This window comes from Pseudomonas sp. MLB6B (genome assembly GCF_054508135.1).
In genome coordinates this window covers 482,491-499,491 of record NZ_CP199313.1, presented here as the reverse complement: position 1 = coordinate 499,491, position 17,001 = coordinate 482,491, and the positions used below count along the sequence as shown (strand labels likewise).

General features: G+C 65.9%; 20 protein-coding genes and 1 pseudogene. 11 read left to right on the top strand and 10 right to left on the bottom strand.

What is annotated here, in order from left to right:
- Positions 1–14: 14 nt before the first annotated feature.
- Positions 15–725, bottom strand: coding sequence for a monofunctional biosynthetic peptidoglycan transglycosylase (mtgA, locus tag ACSMEV_RS02100; RefSeq protein ID WP_459207056.1), 711 nt, complete (start codon positions 723–725; stop codon positions 15–17).
- Between the two features lie 64 nt (positions 726–789).
- On the opposite strand from mtgA, the gene ACSMEV_RS02095 reads away from it, so the two are divergent.
- From ACSMEV_RS02095 to trmB, 4 genes are all read left to right on the top strand, one after another.
- Positions 790–1,161 (top strand): DUF423 domain-containing protein, encoded by a 372-nt coding sequence (locus ACSMEV_RS02095; RefSeq protein ID WP_459207055.1) that lies wholly within the window; start codon positions 790–792, stop codon positions 1,159–1,161.
- 102 nt (positions 1,162–1,263) lie between these two features.
- Complete coding sequence (gene thiS / locus ACSMEV_RS02090) at positions 1,264–1,464, top strand: sulfur carrier protein ThiS (RefSeq protein WP_296266518.1); 201 nt, start codon at positions 1,264–1,266, stop codon at positions 1,462–1,464.
- Positions 1,465–1,515: 51 nt separating this feature from the next.
- Positions 1,516–2,310, top strand: a complete 795-nt coding sequence (locus tag ACSMEV_RS02085; protein WP_459207054.1) for a thiazole synthase — start codon at positions 1,516–1,518, stop codon at positions 2,308–2,310.
- Between the two features lie 9 nt (positions 2,311–2,319).
- Positions 2,320–3,042, top strand: coding sequence for a tRNA (guanosine(46)-N7)-methyltransferase TrmB (trmB, locus tag ACSMEV_RS02080; protein ID WP_459207053.1), 723 nt, complete (start codon positions 2,320–2,322; stop codon positions 3,040–3,042).
- Between the two features lie 191 nt (positions 3,043–3,233).
- Here the strand turns inward: trmB and ACSMEV_RS02075 are convergent, their stop codons facing one another.
- The 9 genes from ACSMEV_RS02075 to ACSMEV_RS02035 form a co-directional block, all read right to left on the bottom strand.
- Complete coding sequence (locus tag ACSMEV_RS02075) at positions 3,234–3,560, bottom strand: DUF3392 domain-containing protein (protein ID WP_459207052.1); 327 nt, start codon at positions 3,558–3,560, stop codon at positions 3,234–3,236.
- A gap of 9 nt (positions 3,561–3,569) precedes the next feature.
- Positions 3,570–4,763 (bottom strand): radical SAM family heme chaperone HemW, encoded by a 1,194-nt coding sequence (gene hemW / locus ACSMEV_RS02070; RefSeq protein WP_459207051.1) that lies wholly within the window; start codon positions 4,761–4,763, stop codon positions 3,570–3,572.
- Entirely contained in the window at positions 4,760–5,356 is a 597-nt protein-coding gene (gene rdgB / locus ACSMEV_RS02065; RefSeq protein WP_459207050.1) for an RdgB/HAM1 family non-canonical purine NTP pyrophosphatase, read from the bottom strand. Before rdgB ends, hemW begins: the two co-directional genes overlap by 4 nt.
- A complete protein-coding gene (locus tag ACSMEV_RS02060; RefSeq protein ID WP_459207049.1) occupies positions 5,353–5,787 on the bottom strand; it encodes a DUF4426 domain-containing protein in 435 nt (144 codons plus the stop codon). Before ACSMEV_RS02060 ends, rdgB begins: the two co-directional genes overlap by 4 nt.
- 58 nt (positions 5,788–5,845) lie before the next feature.
- Complete coding sequence (gene metW, locus ACSMEV_RS02055; protein ID WP_296266505.1) at positions 5,846–6,466, bottom strand: methionine biosynthesis protein MetW; 621 nt, start codon at positions 6,464–6,466, stop codon at positions 5,846–5,848.
- 7 nt (positions 6,467–6,473) lie between these two features.
- A complete protein-coding gene (gene metX, locus ACSMEV_RS02050) occupies positions 6,474–7,613 on the bottom strand; it encodes a homoserine O-succinyltransferase MetX (RefSeq protein ID WP_459207048.1) in 1,140 nt (379 codons plus the stop codon).
- 78 nt (positions 7,614–7,691) lie between these two features.
- On the bottom strand, positions 7,692–8,282 hold the full coding sequence (locus tag ACSMEV_RS02045; RefSeq protein WP_296266501.1) for a YggT family protein: 591 nt from the start codon (positions 8,280–8,282) through the stop codon (positions 7,692–7,694).
- A 10-nt stretch (positions 8,283–8,292) separates the two neighbouring features.
- On the bottom strand, positions 8,293–9,111 hold the full coding sequence (gene proC / locus ACSMEV_RS02040; protein ID WP_459207047.1) for a pyrroline-5-carboxylate reductase: 819 nt from the start codon (positions 9,109–9,111) through the stop codon (positions 8,293–8,295).
- Positions 9,112–9,149: 38 nt separating this feature from the next.
- On the bottom strand, positions 9,150–9,836 hold the full coding sequence (locus ACSMEV_RS02035) for a YggS family pyridoxal phosphate-dependent enzyme (protein ID WP_459207046.1): 687 nt from the start codon (positions 9,834–9,836) through the stop codon (positions 9,150–9,152).
- Positions 9,837–9,900: 64 nt separating this feature from the next.
- On the opposite strand from ACSMEV_RS02035, the gene ACSMEV_RS02030 reads away from it, so the two are divergent.
- The 7 genes and pseudogenes from ACSMEV_RS02030 to ACSMEV_RS02000 all read left to right on the top strand — a co-directional run bounded on the left by ACSMEV_RS02030 (position 9,901) and on the right by ACSMEV_RS02000 (position 16,995).
- The gene (locus tag ACSMEV_RS02030) at positions 9,901–10,890 is read left to right on the top strand and encodes a type IV pilus twitching motility protein PilT (RefSeq protein ID WP_459207045.1); all 990 of its coding nucleotides are present in this window, start codon (positions 9,901–9,903) and stop codon (positions 10,888–10,890) included.
- Between the two features lie 53 nt (positions 10,891–10,943).
- Complete coding sequence (locus tag ACSMEV_RS02025) at positions 10,944–11,348, top strand: hypothetical protein (RefSeq protein WP_459207044.1); 405 nt, start codon at positions 10,944–10,946, stop codon at positions 11,346–11,348.
- A gap of 69 nt (positions 11,349–11,417) precedes the next feature.
- The gene (locus tag ACSMEV_RS02020) at positions 11,418–11,753 is read left to right on the top strand and encodes a DUF7716 domain-containing protein (RefSeq protein ID WP_459207043.1); all 336 of its coding nucleotides are present in this window, start codon (positions 11,418–11,420) and stop codon (positions 11,751–11,753) included.
- Positions 11,754–11,968: 215 nt separating this feature from the next.
- A complete protein-coding gene (locus ACSMEV_RS02015) occupies positions 11,969–12,808 on the top strand; it encodes an alpha/beta hydrolase (RefSeq protein WP_459207042.1) in 840 nt (279 codons plus the stop codon).
- A 113-nt stretch (positions 12,809–12,921) separates the two neighbouring features.
- On the top strand, positions 12,922–13,419 hold the full coding sequence (locus tag ACSMEV_RS02010) for an RNA polymerase sigma factor (protein WP_296266489.1): 498 nt from the start codon (positions 12,922–12,924) through the stop codon (positions 13,417–13,419).
- 88 nt (positions 13,420–13,507) lie between these two features.
- On the top strand, positions 13,508–14,464 hold the full coding sequence (locus tag ACSMEV_RS02005; RefSeq protein ID WP_459207041.1) for a FecR family protein: 957 nt from the start codon (positions 13,508–13,510) through the stop codon (positions 14,462–14,464).
- Between the two features lie 110 nt (positions 14,465–14,574).
- A pseudogene (locus ACSMEV_RS02000) lies at positions 14,575–16,995 on the top strand (TonB-dependent siderophore receptor).
- Positions 16,996–17,001 lie beyond the last annotated feature (6 nt).

Below are 17,001 nucleotides of genomic sequence, written 5' to 3'. Positions count from 1 at the left end.
CTTTCAGGCCGCGCCTAGAAACGTTCGCCCGCTTCCAGGCGCTTGAGGTACTCGTCGCCGCCCAACTGGCTCATCTGCCGGTTGATCCAGCTGGCACGGCCTGCCACGTAGGCGCTGGGGCGGCCGGCACTCCAGCGGATCGGGCTGGGCAGCACTGCCGCCAGCTGCGCCGCCTGCTGGCGGGTCAAGCGGCTGGCATCGACGCCGAAGTGGTAACGCGCTGCCGCCTGGGCGCCGAACACGCCTGGCCCCCATTCGGCGCTGTTGAGGTACACCTCGAGGATGCGCTCCTTGGACCACAGCAGCTCCATCCAGCCGGTGAACCAGGCCTCCAGACCTTTGCGCAGCCAGCTGCGGCCAGGCCAGAGGAACAGATTCTTGGCCACTTGCTGGGTCAGGGTGCTGGCGCCGCGCACGCTGCCGCCGCGCTCGTTGTGGCTGATGGCCGCCTGAATGGCCGATACGTCGAAGCCCCAATGGCTGGCGAACTTCTGGTCTTCGCCAGCGATGACCGCCACTTTCAGGTTGTCCGAAATCGCCTCCCAGGGCTGCCAATCGCGCTGCAGGTCGATGGCCTCGCCACCGAACCACGACTGCACTTTGCGTTCGACCATCAACGCCGTGCCCGGCGGCGGCACCCAGCGAAACACCAGTACCAGCAGGACGCTGCCGACGGCACACCACAACAGGACCCGCGCAAGGCGGCGGATGATCGATGACAACATGAGGATGGCTTGGCCCGACCGAGGGAAGCGGCCATTATACAGACCCCTTCGCAGGAGTCGTCCCATGCTTCGCAGCTTCCTCATGCTCGCCGCCTTCTTCGGTTTCACCGGCGTGGCCTTGGGCGCCTTCGCCGCCCATGGCCTGAAGAACCGCCTGAGCGCCGAGTACCTGGCCATCTTCCACACCGGGGTCAGCTACCAGTTGGTGCACGCCCTGGCCTTGCTCGCCCTGGCCGTGCTGACCGTGCACTTGCCTGGCCGTCTGGTGGGCTGGGCCGGTGGGCTGTTCGCGCTGGGCATCGTGCTGTTCTCCGGCAGCCTCTACGCGCTGACCCTGAGCGGCATCGGCAAGCTGGGCATTGTCACCCCCATCGGCGGCGCGTGCTTCCTGGCCGGCTGGCTGTGCCTGGGCCTGGCGGCCTGGCGCCTGGGCTGACCGAGCGCTCGCCATTGGGCCGAATACGGCCCATCAGGCTTGGGTAAAAACCCCGTCAGGGGCTAGAATGCGGGCCCCCAAAGCACAACGGTGGCCGTGCGCATGCGCATTCAACTGAACGGTGAACCTTACGAATTGCCCAGCGGCGAGAGCGTGGCGGCCTTGCTGGCCCGTCTCGAACTGACCGGGCGCCGCGTCGCGGTGGAGCTGAACCAGGACATCGTGCCACGCAGCCAGCACGATGGCACGCTGCTCGTCGAAGGCGACCAGGTCGAGGTGGTCCACGCCATCGGTGGCGGCTAGCCATAGCCTGTCCACCTTCGCACGTCCCGCAACCTTATCCGAGGAGTCCCGATGAGCAACCTTCGCACTGACAAGCCCTTCACCCTGGCCGGCCGCACCTTCGCTTCGCGTCTGCTGGTGGGCACCGGCAAATACCGCGACCTGGACGAAACCCGCCAGGCCATCGAGGCCTCGGGCGCCGAGATCGTCACCGTTGCCGTGCGTCGCACCAACATCGGCCAGAACCCCGGCGAGCCGAACCTGCTCGACGTGCTGCCGCCGGACCGCTACACCATCCTGCCCAATACCGCCGGTTGCTACGACGCGGTCGAAGCCGTTCGCACCTGCCGCCTGGCCCGTGAGCTGCTCGACGGCCACAACCTGGTCAAGCTCGAAGTGCTGGCCGACCAGAAGACCCTGTTCCCCAACGTGATCGAAACCCTCAAGGCCGCCGAAGTGCTGGTCAAGGACGGTTTCGACGTGATGGTCTACACCAGCGATGACCCGATCATCGCCCGCCAGCTGGCCGAAGCCGGCTGCATCGCCGTCATGCCGCTGGCCGGCCTGATCGGCACCGGCCTGGGCATCTGCAACCCCTACAACCTGCAGATCATCCTCGAAGAATCCAAAGTGCCCGTGCTGGTCGACGCCGGTGTGGGCACCGCCTCGGATGCCACCATCGCCATGGAAATGGGCTGCGAAGCGGTGCTGATGAACTCGGCCATCGCCCACGCGCAACAGCCGGTGATGATGGCCGAGGCCATGAAGCACGCCATCGTCGCCGGTCGCCTGGCTTACCTCGCCGGGCGCATGCCGAAAAAACTCTATGCCAGCGCCTCGTCGCCGCTGGATGGTCTGATCAAGTAAGAGCCCCTGATGACTGAATCGCAAGAAACGCCGATCCCCGCCGACGGCGAACAACGCCCGCACCGCCGCATCAAGAGTTTCGTGATGCGCGCCGGGCGCATGACCGAAGGCCAGCAACGCGGCCTCGACATCGGCGGCCCGCAGTTCATCCTGCCGCTGGCCGATGCGCCGGTGGACTACGACCACGTGTTCGGCCGCAGCGCGCCGCGCACCCTGGAGATCGGTTTCGGCATGGGGCACTCCTTGCTGGAGATGGCCGCCGCTGCGCCCGAGCAGGATTTCATCGGCGTCGAGGTGCACCGTCCGGGTGTCGGTGCGCTGCTCAACGGCGTGCTCACCGAAGGCCTGAAGAACCTGCGGGTCTACGACTGCGACGCCATCGAAGTGCTCAACCGCTGCGTGGCCGACAACAGCCTTGACCGCCTGATGCTGTTCTTCCCCGACCCCTGGCACAAGGCGCGCCACCACAAGCGCCGCATCGTGCAGCTGGAGTTCGCGGAACTGGTGCGCAGCAAGTTGAAGCCCGGTGGGGTGTTCCACATGGCCACCGACTGGCAGCCCTACGCCGAGTACATGCTCGAAGTGATGAGCGCCGCGCCTGGCTACCGCAACCAGGCGGCCGACGGCACCTACGTGCCGCGCCCGGAAGAGCGCCCGATCACCAAGTTCGAACGCCGCGGCGAGCGGCTGGGGCATGGGGTGTGGGATTTGAAGTTCGAAAAGCTGGCTTGATGTGATTGCGAGGTGGCCCATCCAGGGCCGCTTCGCGCCCCATCGCAGCGCTCCGATCAGCCGCGATGGCCGGCCAAGCCGGCCCATGTCCGCAGCCGCGTAATACAAATACTGCCCAGTAGTTGTACAGAGCGCGCTTCGCAACCTTGCAGGCCTATCTCAGCGTCAGCTCATGATCTCAAGGTCAGCCCTCAACCCCGCCGATCCGCCACGATCCCCACCAACGCCAGCACCACCAACAACACCGGCGCCAACGCGTAGTTGTTGAACTGGCTCAGCCCCTTCATCACCCAAGGCGTTGCGTAGACCAGCGCAGCGCCGCTGCCGATCATCACCAGCAGGGCCATGGCCGGCACGCGCAAGGCGCCCGCCACGCTGCCCAGGCGCTGCTCGGCCCAGGCCTTGATATCGGTGCCGAACAGCACCAGCAGGCATCCGACGAACGCCAGCGAGATCTCGGAGAGATGGCCGCGGCTCCAGCGGGAAACGGTCGCGAGTAGGTCAAGTACCATGTCCATGGATCAGCCTCAGGTCAGGAAGTATTGCAGCAGGTCATTGAGGAACAGTTGGCCGCGCGCCGTGGCGGCCAGTCGATCCGGTTCGACCCGCAAAAGGCCCTTTTGTTCGGCGTTGCGACGGGCGTCGGCCAACTGCGCTAGGGGTTGGCCGGTACGGCGGGTGAACAGGTCGGCTTCCACGCCTTGGGTCAGGCGCAGGGCGTTGATGAGGAACTCGAACGGCAGCTCGTCGATAGGCAAGACTTTTTCCCCGGCCTTGTAGGGCTTGTCGGGGTTAAGGTAGTCCTTCGGCAGGCGGGTCTTCCAAGTGCGCACGATACGCCCGTCGGCCAGCGATAGCTTGCCGTGGGCGCCAGCGCCGATGCCGATGAAGTCGCCGAAGCGCCAGTAGTTGAGGTTGTGCCGCGCCGGTTTGCCGGGCTGGGCATAGGCCGACACCTCGTACTGGGCGAAACCCTGGCTGGCGAGCAGCGCCTGGCCGGCTTCCTGGATGTCCCAGAGGATGTCGTCTTCGGGCAGCTCCGGCGGTTGGTTCCAGAACACCGTGTTGGGCTCGACAGTGAGCTGGTACCACGACAGGTGCGTCGGCCCCAGGTCGATGGCCTGGCGCAAATCACCCAGGGCATCGTCCAGCGATTGCTCGGGCAGGCCATGCATGAGGTCGAGGTTGAAGTTGTCGAAGCCCGCCTTCCGCGCCATACCTGCGGCGCGCACCGCTTCGTCGCCATTGTGGATGCGCCCCAGGCGCTCGAGCTTTTCCGGCTGGAAGCTCTGCACGCCGATCGACAGGCGATTGATGCCCTGTTGCCGGTAGGCCTTGAACTTGTCCTGCTCGAAGGTGCCGGGGTTGGCTTCCAGGGTGATCTCGATGTCGGCGGCGAAGGGGATGCGCTGTTCCACGCCGCGTAGCAGGCGGCCCAAGGCAGCTGCGCTGAACAGGCTCGGCGTGCCGCCACCGAAGAAGATCGAGCTGATCGCCCGGCCTTGCACGGCGGGCAGCTCCTGGTCGAGGTCGGCCAGCAGCGCATCGACATAGGCCGCTTCGGGTATCTCGGGCCCGGCCTGGTGCGAGTTGAAGTCGCAATACGGGCATTTGCGTACGCACCACGGGATGTGGATATAGAACGCCAGCGGCGGGAGTTCGGGCAGTGCAATGCCCGTCGCGGCTGGGTAGAGCAAGGACGCGGACGGCTGTTCGGTCATGCCAGGCCCAGACGCTGACGCAGCAAGGCCATGGCACGGGCGCGGTGGCTCAGCTGATTCTTTTCCAAAGGTGCGAGTTCGGCGCTTGAGCAGTCCCGCTCGGGCACCCAGAACAGCGGGTCGTAGCCGAAGCCGTGCTCGCCGCTGGCCTGGGTCAGGATGCGCCCATGCCACAAGCCTTCGCAGAGGATCGGCAGCGGGTCGTCGGCATGGCGCACCAACGCCAGCACACAGACGAACTGCGCGCCGCGCTGCTCGGCCGGTACGTCCTTGAGCGCATCGAGCAGCTTGGCGTTGTTCGCCGCATCGCCCTGGCCGTCGGCATAACGCGCCGAGTAGATGCCCGGCGCACCGCCCAGGAAGTCTACCGCCAGCCCCGAGTCGTCGGCCAGCGCCGGCAGCCCGGAAATGCGAGCCGCGTTGCGTGCCTTGAGGATGGCGTTCTCGACGAACGACAGCCCGGTTTCCTCGGGTTCGACCTGGCTGAACTCGCCGATCGAGCGCAAGCGCACCGATTCGCCGAGCATGGCCTGGAGTTCTTTGAGTTTGCCGGCGTTGTGGCTGGCCAATACGAGCTGCTGAAGATTCATCATTCGCCTGGGAATACGTCCTGGTTGAAACTGAGGGAGTGGCTGACGCCGCCGGTCTCGATGTCGAGGTCGAAGACCATGCGCTGCGCCTGCTCGACCTTGAACTGGGCCACGTAGGAGATCGCGCCCTGGCTGCTGGTCTGGCGGAACGACAGCGGGGCGCTGCGCCCGGTGAGGTCTTTCACCGTGCCGCTGACCACCGCCATGCCGGGTTTGTCGGCCTTGAGCACGGCCACGGTCAGCACGCCGAGCTGCTTGCTGCGGGTCAAGCCCGTGTCGGCGGCCACTTGCGCTTGCAGCATGCTCGAAGGAAAGGCGTTGTAGAACACCGTCACGTCGCCGAACGCCTGCTTGCGTTCGGGGCGGGCGGCATCGGCGGCGAACAGGGGAACGGCCAGGCACAGGCTGAACAGGAATACGGCTAGACGACGCATGGGTCAGTCACTCCAGTGGGAAGCGCGCGGTGAGGGGGAAACCGCCACCGCGTCTCGATCAGACGGCGACCCGATGGGCGTCCAGGCCGGGGCCGCTGACACGGTAGATACCGATTTCCCCAAGCAGGTTAGGCCAGATCCTACCCCCCAACCCATTGCGATGCAGCCGGTCGACCGCCAGACGGTCGATGACCTTGGCGTCGCGCTCCAGACACAGCGCCTCGAAGTCGGCAAAGGTGCAGAAGTGGATGTTGGGCGTGTTGTACCAGGTGTAGGGCATGAAGTCCGACACCGGCATGCGGCCCTTGGTGGCCAGGTACCAGCGGCAGCGCCAGTGGCCGAAGTTGGGGAAGGTGATGATGCACTGGCGGCCCACGCGCAGCATCTCTTCGAGGATGCGGTCGGGGTATTCCACGGCCTGCAGGGCCTGGGTCATGACCACCACGTCGAAGCTGTTGCTGGCGAAGTTGCCCAGGCCTTTGTCCAGGTCCTGCTCGATGACGTTGACGCCCTTGGCCACGCACGCGGCGATGTTGTCGGCGTCGATTTCCAGGCCGTAGCCGTGCACCTGCTTGCGGTCGCGCAGCGAGGCCAGCAGTTCGCCGTTGCCGCAGCCCAGGTCGAGCACGCGGCTGCCGGCGGGGATCCAGTCGTGGATGATTTCCAGGTCGGCTCTCATGCGGTCCTCAGATGGCGATGCGGTTCATGTAGTTGGCAAACCCCTGCATGTAGCGCGGTGTGGGGATGAGGAAGGCATCGTGGCCATAGGGCGAGTCGATTTCCAGGTAGCAGACGTTCTTGCGCGCGGCCATCAGCGCATCGACCATTTCCCGCGAACGGGCCGGCGAGAAGCGCCAGTCGGTGGTGAACGACATGATGCAGAACTCGGCCTTGACCCCGGCCAGGGTCGCGGCCAGGTCGCCGTGATGGTCGGCGGCCGGGTCGAAGTAGTCCAGGGCCTTGGTCATCAGCAGGTAGGTGTTGGCGTCGAAGCGGCCGGAGAACTCCTCACCTTGGTAGCGTAGGTAGCTCTCCACCTGGAACTCGACGCTGTGGAAGTCGTAGTTGAGCTTGTCGCTCTTGAGTTCGCGGCCGAATTTCTCGCCCATCGAATCGTCCGACAGGTAGGTGATGTGGCCGACCATGCGCGCCAGCATCAGCCCGCGCTTGGGGATCACACCCTGGTCCTGGAACGAACCGCCATGGAATTCCGGGTCGGTGAGGATCGCCTGGCGCGCCACTTCGTTGAAGGCGATGTTCTGCGCCGAGAGCTTGGGCGCCGAGGCGATGTCGACGCAATGGCGGATGCGCTCGGGGTAGGTGATGGTCCATTGCAGCGCCTGCATGCCGCCCAGGCTGCCGCCGACCACCGCGGCCCATTGCGCGATGCCCAGGCGATCGGCCAGGCGCGCCTGGCTGTGCACCCAGTCCTGCACCGTGAGCACCGGGAAATCGGCGCCATAGGGCTTGCCGGTGAGCGGATTCACGCTGCTGGGGCCGGTGCTGCCGTTGCAGCCGCCGAGGTTGTTCAGGCAGAGCACGAAGAAACGGTTGGTGTCGATCGGCTTGCCGGGGCCGATGCAGCTGTCCCACCAGCCCGGCTTGCGGTCGCTGGGGCTGTGGTAGCCCGCGGCATGGTGATGGCCGGACAGGGCATGGCAGATCAGCACCGCGTTGCTCGCGCTGGCGTTGAGGGTGCCGTAGGTTTCGTAGATCAGTTCGTACGCGGCCAGGGAGCGGCCACAGGCCAGCGGCAGCGGCTCGTCGAATCGGGCAACCTGCGGGGTTACCAGACCGACGGAGTCTTCGGGAAAGGCAATGGACATCGACCCTGCTCACGCGTGAATGAGGCGTAAGTCTAAAGAGCGCCACCCCCAGCGGCAAGCCGCCGGGGGCTGCGAGGGTCAGATCATGCGGAACAGTTCCTGCGGCATGCCGATCTGGGCGGCCAGCGGCGGCAGCACAAATGACTGGAGTACCTGGATCGCCAGGAAGGCGAAGATTGGCGAGATGTCCAGGCCACCGAGGTTGGGCACGATGCGGCGGAAGGGCGCCAGTACCGGTTCGGCGATCTGGTAGGCCAGTTCGGCCGCCGGGTTGTGGCTGTTCGGCGCGATCCACGAGACGATCACCATGACGATCATCGCCACCCAGAAGATCTTCAGGAACAGCGAGGCCACGCCCAGCAGCGCCCACAGGAACAGCTGCAGGACGTTGCCGAAGGTGCCGTAGGTGACCATCAGCACGAAGGCCATCAGCAGCGCCTGCAACACCACCGCCAGCAGCAGCGACGAGGTGTCGAGGCCGCCGATGCTGGGGATGATGCGGCGGATGGGCTTGAGCAGCGGCTGGGTGGCGCGCACCGCGAACTGGCTCAGCGGGTTGTAGAAGTTGGCCTTGACCAGTTGCAGCACGAAGCGCAGCAGGACGATCACCAGGTACAGGCTGACCAGGGTTTGCACCACGAAGATCGCGGCGCCGGACAGTGCATTCATCGACAGCTCCTCATTTGCCCAGTTGTTCGGCCAGTTCCGCGGAGCGCTGCGCCGCAGCCTCCAGGGCCTTGTCGACCAACGCTTGGAAACCATTGTTCTGGAAGGCGTCGATCGCCGCCGCCGTGGTGCCGCCCGGGGAGGTGACGCGACGGCGCAGTTCGGCGGCATCGTGCTCGCTGGCCGCTGCCATGTGCGCAGCGCCCAGGGCGGTTTGCAGGGTCAGTTGCGAGGCCGCCTCACGGCTCAGGCCGAGCTTTTCGCCGGCGGCGGTCATGGCTTCGATCATCAGGAAGAAGTACGCAGGGCCGCTGCCGGACACCGCCGTCACGGCATCGATCTGCTGCTCCTGCCCCACCCACAGCACGGTGCCGACGGCCGACAGCAGGGTCTCGGCCTGTTCGCGTTGTTCGGCCGACACCTCTGCCGTGGCGTACAGGCCGCTGGCGCCTTTGCGCAGCAGCGACGGCGTGTTGGGCATGCAGCGCACCACCGGCACTTCGCCCAGCCAGGCTTGCAGGCTCGCGCAGGTGATGCCGGCGGCGATGGAGACGACCAGCTGGTGCTTGCCCAGCGCCGGGGCCAGGGACTGGCACACGGCCTTCATGACCTGCGGCTTGACCGCCAGCACGATCACGTCGGTGTCGGCCACGGCCTGGGCGTTGTCTTCGAAGACCTCGATGCCATGCTCGGCCTGGAGGCGGGTACGGGTGTCGGCACCGGGGTCGCTGGCGCGGATCTGCGCGGCGTCCAGGCCCTGGGCGCGCAGACCGCCGATGAGGCTGGCGGCCATGTTGCCGGCGCCGATGAAGGCGATACGTGTCTTGCTCATGTCAGGTCCTTGCGGGAAAGGGTGAGTGAAACATGGATTCAGACGGGTCCATAGTCGCGGGCGCCGAACAGGGCGGTGCCGATGCGGACCCAGGTCGCTCCCTGGGCGATGGCCGCTTCCAGGTCGTGGCTCATGCCCATGGACAGCGTGTCCAGGGCCGGGTCGAGCCGTTCGAGCAGTTCGCGCAGCTTGGCGAAGGCCTGCTCCTGGGCTGCACGCTCGTCGGTGGGTTCGGGAATCGCCATCAGGCCGCGCAGGCGTACACCGGGCAAGGCCTTCACCGCTTCAGCCAGCGCCGGCAGCTCGTGCGGGCTGCAACCGGACTTGCTGGCTTCGCCGCTGACGTTGACCTGCAGGCAGATGTTCAATGGCTCGCGGCCGGCGGGGCGTTGCTCCGACAGGCGCTGGGCGATCTTCAGGCGGTCCACGGCGTGTACCCAATCGAAATGTTCCGCGATGGCGCGGGTCTTGTTCGATTGGATGGGGCCGATGAAGTGCCAGGTCAAGGGCAGGTCGACCAATTCGGCCTGTTTGCCGAGCGCTTCCTGCAAATAGTTCTCGCCGATGTCGCAGGCGCCGGCGGCGTGCAGCTCACGGATGGCGCTGGCCGGTTTGGTCTTGCTCACCGCCAGCAGCTTCACGCTGGCAGGGTCGCGCCCGGCCGCTTGGGCGGCGTCGCGGATGCGCGCTTCGAGGGCATTCAGGTTGTCTGCTAGGGTGGACATGGTTCAACGCCGGCGGCTCGAGGGTCGGCGCATTCTACCTGCTCTGTTGCCATTGGGGAGTCTCATGGACGTGACTGCACACTTGGCCGAGGCCGCCCGCGCGGGCGCCTCCGACTTGCACCTGGCGGCGGGCCAGCCGCCGTTGCTGCGTATCGACGGCGAGCTGCAACGCCTCGATCTGCCCGTGCTGGGCTGCAACGATTTGTATCAAAGCATTGATCCCTGGCTCAGTGACCTCCAGCGACAGCAGTGGCGCGAGGGCGACGAGCTGGACCTCGCCCTGGATCTGCCGGACGGCCACCGCGCCCGTCTCAACCTGTTCCGCCAGGTCCACGGCCCCGCCGCCAGCCTGCGCTTGATCGCCAGCACCATTCCCAGCCTCGATCAGCTCGACCTGCATGCGGTGTATCGGGCCGTCGCCACACTGAGCGACGGCCTGGTGATCGTCGGCGGCCCCACCGGCAGCGGCAAATCCAGCACCCTCGCCGCATTGATCGACCAGCTCAACCGCGAACGCCCGTTGCACATCCTCACCCTCGAAGACCCCATCGAAATCCTCCACACCAGCCAGCGCAGCCTGATCAACCAGCGCGAAGTCGGCCGCCACAGCGCTGGCTTCACCCAGGCGCTGCGCAGCGCCCTGCGCCAGGACCCGGACGTGATCATGCTCGGCGAGCTGCGCGACCTGGAATCCATCCGCCTGGCCCTGCGCGCCGCCGAAACCGGGCATCTGGTGCTGGCCACCGTGCATACGCGCTCGGCGGTGAGCAGCATCGAGCGGCTGGTGGAAGTGTTCGCGGCGGAGGAAAAAGCGCTGGTGCGCGCCATGCTCGCCGACTCGCTGCGGGTGGTGGTGGCGCAGGTGCTGGTCAAGCGCAAGGGCGGTGGGCGGGTGGCCGCCAGGGAGGTGCTGATCGGTACGCCAGCGGTGCGCAATCTGATTCGCGAAGGGCGGCTGGCGCAGGTGCAGTCGGCGATGCAGATGGGGGCAGGGGTGGGGATGGTGACGATGGAGGGGGCGATGGCGCGGTTGCGCGAGCGGGGCGAGATATGAGGTGATCGTTGCCGAGGCTCGACATTCCAATCTCAGAGGAGCGGCGCAAACCGATGGCCACCACAGCGTTTCGTGCAACCACCGTGGAGCACTACGAAGAAGATGGGGTGCAGGTGCTGGCACTGGGGGACGACCCGGCAGCGCCTGAACGGTTTCTGATCATCGCCCGGCTGGACGAAGACGAGCATGCCACGGTCGACGACGGCATTGGGCTGCAAACCAGCGAGTCGGACTACGAAGCGGCCCATGCGATCAGCGCCGTGAAGCTTGTGGGAAACCGCTTGCAAGTGCAGGTGAAGGAGGCGTTCGTGGCGCACTTCTGCGCTTCGACGATCGAGGCGGACATAGTCGGCGACGCCGAGACGGTAGCGACGCACTTGGCCGTTATCAGACAAGCGCTTGAGGCGATTTTCGAGGGCAGTGCGGTACTGCCAAGCGTCGATCGAGCGCGGGTCTGAGTGGAAAGGGGTCGACGCTTGGCGTTCGGCCATGGAAAGGTCATGCAGCGAGCGACAGGGGCGAGACACATGCTAAAGACGAACCACCGTCACACACTTGGCGAAATCATCGAGGGCGTCAAACAAGACCCGGATCTGGGCGACGATTTCTGCCTCTACGGGGAAGATCAGGACGAACTCGACCTGCACGGCGTCTACCTGATCGCCGATTACCCCGACGTGGTCGATGATCAGGAGGTGTACCCCGAGTCAGTCCGGGTGGCGGGTCTGAATTATCTGTATTCCGGGCAGCAGTTCGCCGATGTGGTCATGGTGCTGATGGCGCAAAAGCCGGCGGCTGAACACGGCGACTATGTGCGTGCGCTGAATTTCTACATGGACAACGACACGTTTCTCGACGAGTGATGGGGTGAGCGCGCGCGGCCCACGCCTCGCTCCCTACGCTCGCAATGGGCCGCACGGCAGCCCTAAAGGCCTTTGCGTAGCTGAGAAGGTGACAGTGGCCTACGCGAGCCCTTCAGAAAACTTGCCTTCCGATGCGTCTTATCAGTACCCGAGCAAGCCATGCCCAGCCCATGGGCATTCGGGCGCCCCCCCTGATCGGAATAGAACCTGAACCCATGATCCGCCAACTCTTCGTACTGCTAAGCACCTACCTGCTCGCCGCCACCACGCTCTGCCACGCCACCCCCGTCACCCTCGACGGCACCGAGCAATGGCAGATGCAAAGCGCCGCCGGCCGCGACTACCGCATCATGGTCAGCCTGCCCGAAGGCGAGGTGCCTTACACCGGCGGTTACCCGGTGATCTACCTGCTCGACGGCAACGCCTATTTCCCGGCCTTCCACGCCGCCAAACGTGCGCAGCCCAAATTGCGCGGCGCCATCCTGGTGGCCATCGGCTACCCGAGCGATACGCCGCTGGACTTCACCCGCCGGGCCTTCGACCTGACGCCGCCCGCGCCGCCCGAGCGCAACACCCCACCCCAAGGCGGCCAGGACCTGTTCCTCGACTTCATCGAACAACGGCTCATGCCCAAGGTGGCCGAGCGCTTCAAGGTCGACCCCGACCAGCGCAGCCTGGTCGGGCATTCGTTCGGCGGCATGCTCGGCCTCTACGCGCTATTCACCCGGCCTACGCTGTTCCAGCACGTGGTGGCGGTGAGCCCCAGCCTGTGGTGGCGCGACCAACACCTGCTGGCGCCCGAGCGCGCTTTCACCCAACGTGCATTGGCCGGGCAACTCGCGCTGACCCATACCAGCCTGAGCATCGTCATGGGCGAACGCGATTCGGTGCAGATGGTCGACGATGCCCGTGCCTTGTCCGCACGTTTGCAGGCGTTATCCGGCACGGGCCTGCGTACGGGCTTTCGTATCGAAGCCGGCGAAGACCACGCTTCGGTGCCATTCCGCATCCCGAACCAAGTGCTCGGCGAGTTGATGGGCAACCGGCGTTATTGAGCGGTTCGTCAGCCGTCGGAAGAGGGCGGCTGACCCCTTCGAACACAAGCGCAAATGATTCTCTTTTGTGATACTTTTCTGCGCCTGCTTCCCTGCCTCCCAAGGTCGCTTTCATGTCCGGCTCAGATCTCAAGGCGTTGTACCTCGCCCACCGTGGCGAGATTCAGGATTATCTGGACCGCCGCCTGCGCTGCAAGGAAACCGCCGCCGACCTGACCCAGGACACCTTCATCCGCCTGTCCGAGCAGATGACCCGTACCCCGATCGGCAACTTCCGGGCCTACCTGTTCTCCGCCGCACGCAACCTGTTCATCGACCACACCCGGCGCCAGGCCCACCGCAAAGGCAAGCCGCTGGACGAGCCTACGGTGGCTGCCTTCGAACCGGCCACCCCGACCCTCGAACAGGCCGCCATCGCCCATCAGCAACTGGCCGCGCTGAATGCCGTGATCGAAAGCATGCCGGCCCCGTGTCGCGAGGTGTTTCTGTTGGTGCGTGTGGAAGGCCTTACCTACGCCGAGATCAGCCAACGCTTGGGCATCCCCGCACAAACCGCCTACAGCCGCATGGTCCGTGCGCTGGACCTGCTCAAGAGCGGCATGCCCGAATGAGCGTTGCGTCGACCCAAGCGGCAGGCGCACACGGCCGCCCTGCATTACACTCTGCCGCCCGAGACCACCGCAGCCCATTGCCACTCCTATGAGCGCCGAACCACCCCAGGCCCCACCGCCGCATGCCGATGACGTCAGCCATCAGGCGAGCCGCTGGTTCGCCTTGATCCAGGGCGGCGCGCCCACCGACGCCGAGCGCGCGCGCCTGGCCGCCTGGCTCGACGCCGACCCCCAGCACCGCGCGGCCTACGCTCGACTTGAACAGCTATGGGCAGCGACCGCGCAGTTGCACCCATCTGTGCCCAAGGCCGCCGCGCCACTGTCGCGCCGGCGCTTCGTCGGCCTGGGCATCGCCGCCAGCGCCGTAGCGGTCACCGCTTCGACCTCGGCCTGGTGGTTCAACGGGATGGGTTCGCCGTTCGCCGACGTGCGCAGCGGTGTGGGCGAGCGGCGCAGCGTCGCGCTGCCCGACGGCTCGACGGTGGAGCTGGCCGGCAATACCGCATTGAACGTGGATTTCTCGTCCGGCAAGCGTTCGGTTGAACTGCTGCAAGGCGAAGCCTATTTCAACGTGCAGCCCAGTGCCGGCAGCGAATTCGCGGTCGCCACGCCTTACGGCCAGGTGCTGACGACCGATGGCGAGTTCTGCCTGTCATGTGACAGCACCTCGGCGCTGCTGGCGGTCAGCCGCAAGACGGCCAGCGTAATCACCGCCAACCAGCGCACCGATCTGGACGAAGGGCTGTCCTTGCGTTTCACCCGCCACCACGCCGGCCCCATCCAGCACGCCGAGCTGGAGCAGGTGCTGGCCTGGCGTAGCGGGCGCCTGGTGTTCTTCGACAAGCCGCTGGCCAGTGTGGTCGAACAGCTGCAACGCTGGCGCCCAGGGCGCATCTTCGTCATGGACGAACGGCTCGCCGCACGCCGGGTGAGCCTGATCCTCAACCTCGACAAGCCCGAGCAACTGCTCGACGCCATGACCACGGCGCTGTCGATCCGCACCCAGCGCTACACCGACCTGATCACCCTGATCTACCCCGCCTGATCGTTCACGCAGAAATAATTCGCCACGCCTCCAGAAATCCCGCGCGCTCGTGCGTCTTCGCCTGACTGATTGGTATTCGCATCCCGCGCCTTTTCCGAGGAACACCCGCAATGGCCCTGCAACCCACCCCTGTCTCGAAAACCGATGGCCGCTGGCAACGCAGCGCCCTGAGCACCGCACTGGCGTGCAGCCTGCTCGTAGGCACGTTGCAGGCTCAGGGGGCGACGGCGCCGGCCACCACCACCGCGACGCAAAAGCTCGCGCTGGACATCCCGGCGCAACCGCTGCGCCAGGCGCTGTTGCAGTTCAGCCAGCAGTCGGGGCAGAACGTCATGCTCGACGGCGATCTAGACGGCACCCTGCGCAGCCCACGGGTGGTGGGCCAGTACTCGGCCGAAGAGGCCCTGGGCCAGTTGCTGCGCGGCAGCGGCTACAACTTCTCGCGCACCGATGCGGTCACCCTGTACCTGGTGCCGGCTCAAGCCTCGGGCGCAGGCAACGAAGTCATGCTGGCGCCCACGCAAATCCAGCAACAGCTGAACGGCAGCATCGCTCCCGCCCGCAGCTACCGCGGCGAAGCTGCTTCCAGCACCACGCGCCTGGGCCTGACCGACAAGCAAACCCCGCAGGCCATCACCGTGGTGACCCGCGAGCAGATCGACGACTTCAAGCTCAACAGCGTCAAGGACGCCCTGCGCAACGCGCCCTCGGTCACCGTCGAGCAGTTCGAGACCGACCGCACCGCCTTCACCTCGCGCGGCTTCAAGATCGAGAACTTCGAGTTCGACGGCATGAGCCTGCCGTTCTCCGGCGGCGTGCTGGTCGGCGACCAGGACCTGACCGAATTCGAACAGGTCGACGTGCTGCACGGCGCCAACGGCCTGATGAGCGGCACTGGCGACCCCTCGGCCACCGTCAACCTGGTGCGCAAACGCCCCACCGACACCTTCCAGGCCCGCGTCGACTCGAGCATCGGCTCGTGGGACAACCGCCGCCTGGCGCTCGACCTGTCCGGCCCGCTGACCGACAGCGGCAACGTGCGCGGGCGCTTCGTCACCTCCCACGACAAAGGCAACTCCTACCTCGACCAGTACGGCCACGAAGTCAACGTCGCCGCCGGCCTGCTGGCCTTCGACCTGACCGACGCCGACACCCTGACCGTGGGCTTCACCCAGCAGAACAGCTATTCCAACGGCAGCACCTGGGGCGCCTTGCCCATCGCCGACTACGCCGGCAACCGCATCCACTACAGCAGCCGCAGTTCCAGCGTCGGCCAGCCCTGGACCTACTGGGACGTGCACACCCAGCGGGCCTTCGCCTAGCTGACCCACGCGTTCGACAACGGCTGGAACAGCACGCTGACCCTGACCGGCATGAAGCAGGATTCCGATACCAAGATGCTGTATGCCATCCCGGCGACCGCCGACAGCGTCTACGCCTACGTCAACCGCACCACTAGCAAAGAGAACCAGGTGACCGGCGAAGCCAAGCTGTCCGGGCCTTTCGCATTCCTCGGACGCGAGCACGAGCTGACCGTCGGTGCCAACTACGGCCGCACCCACCACGACGAGCGCGGCCACTACTTCAGCCAGGCCGGCTCCATCTCCGCCAGCCTCGCCGACGTCCTGGCCGGCAACGTCGTGCAGCCGCCTTTCACCTACACCGACGACATCAACACCCAGCTGTTCACCGACCGGCAAAAGAGCCTGTTCGCCGGCGCCCGCTTCAGCCTGGCCGACGACCTGCACTGGATCGCCGGCGCGCGCATGCTCAGCGCCGACGGCGACGGCGCAGGCTACGGCTCGCCCCACGACACCCGCGTGCACGGCAAGGTCACGCCCTACACCGGCCTGGTCTACGACCTGACCCCGCAGTGGAGCCTGTACACCAGCTGGACCAAGATCTTCAAACCGCAGTACGTGCGCAGCACCAGCGGCGGCGTGGTCGAGCCGCTCGACGGCAAGAGCCTGGAAGTGGGGGTGAAGGGCCTGCTGCTGGACGAACGCCTGACGCTGACGGCCGCGGCGTTCAAGACCGAGCAGGACAACGTGGCGGAGCTGACCGGCGAGATCGTCGGCGGGCAGTACCTGTATCGCGGCACCAACTTCAAGAGCCGTGGGGTGGAGTTGGGGGCGTCGGGTGAAGTGCTGACGGGGTTGGATCTGTCGGGTGGGTACACCTATGTCGATATCGAGAACGACGACGGGGACCATGCGCGTAAGTACATTCCCACCCATTCGCTGCGCGGGAGTTTGACCTACCGGTTGCCGATGCTGCCCAAGGCCAAGGTGGGGACGCGGGTGCAGTGGCAGAGTGGGACGGAGCTGGACACCAACAGTCGGGTGAGCCAGGAGGCGTATGCGTTGGTGGATGTGATGGCGAGTTATGAGGTGGACGAGCATTGGACGTTGGGGTTGAACGTGAACAATGTGACGGATCGGAAGTATCTGCTTTCATTGTATCAGTCGGCGGGGTCTACGAATTACGGGGCGCCGCGGAATTTGATGGCGACGGTGAGTTGGAAGTATTGAGCGGGC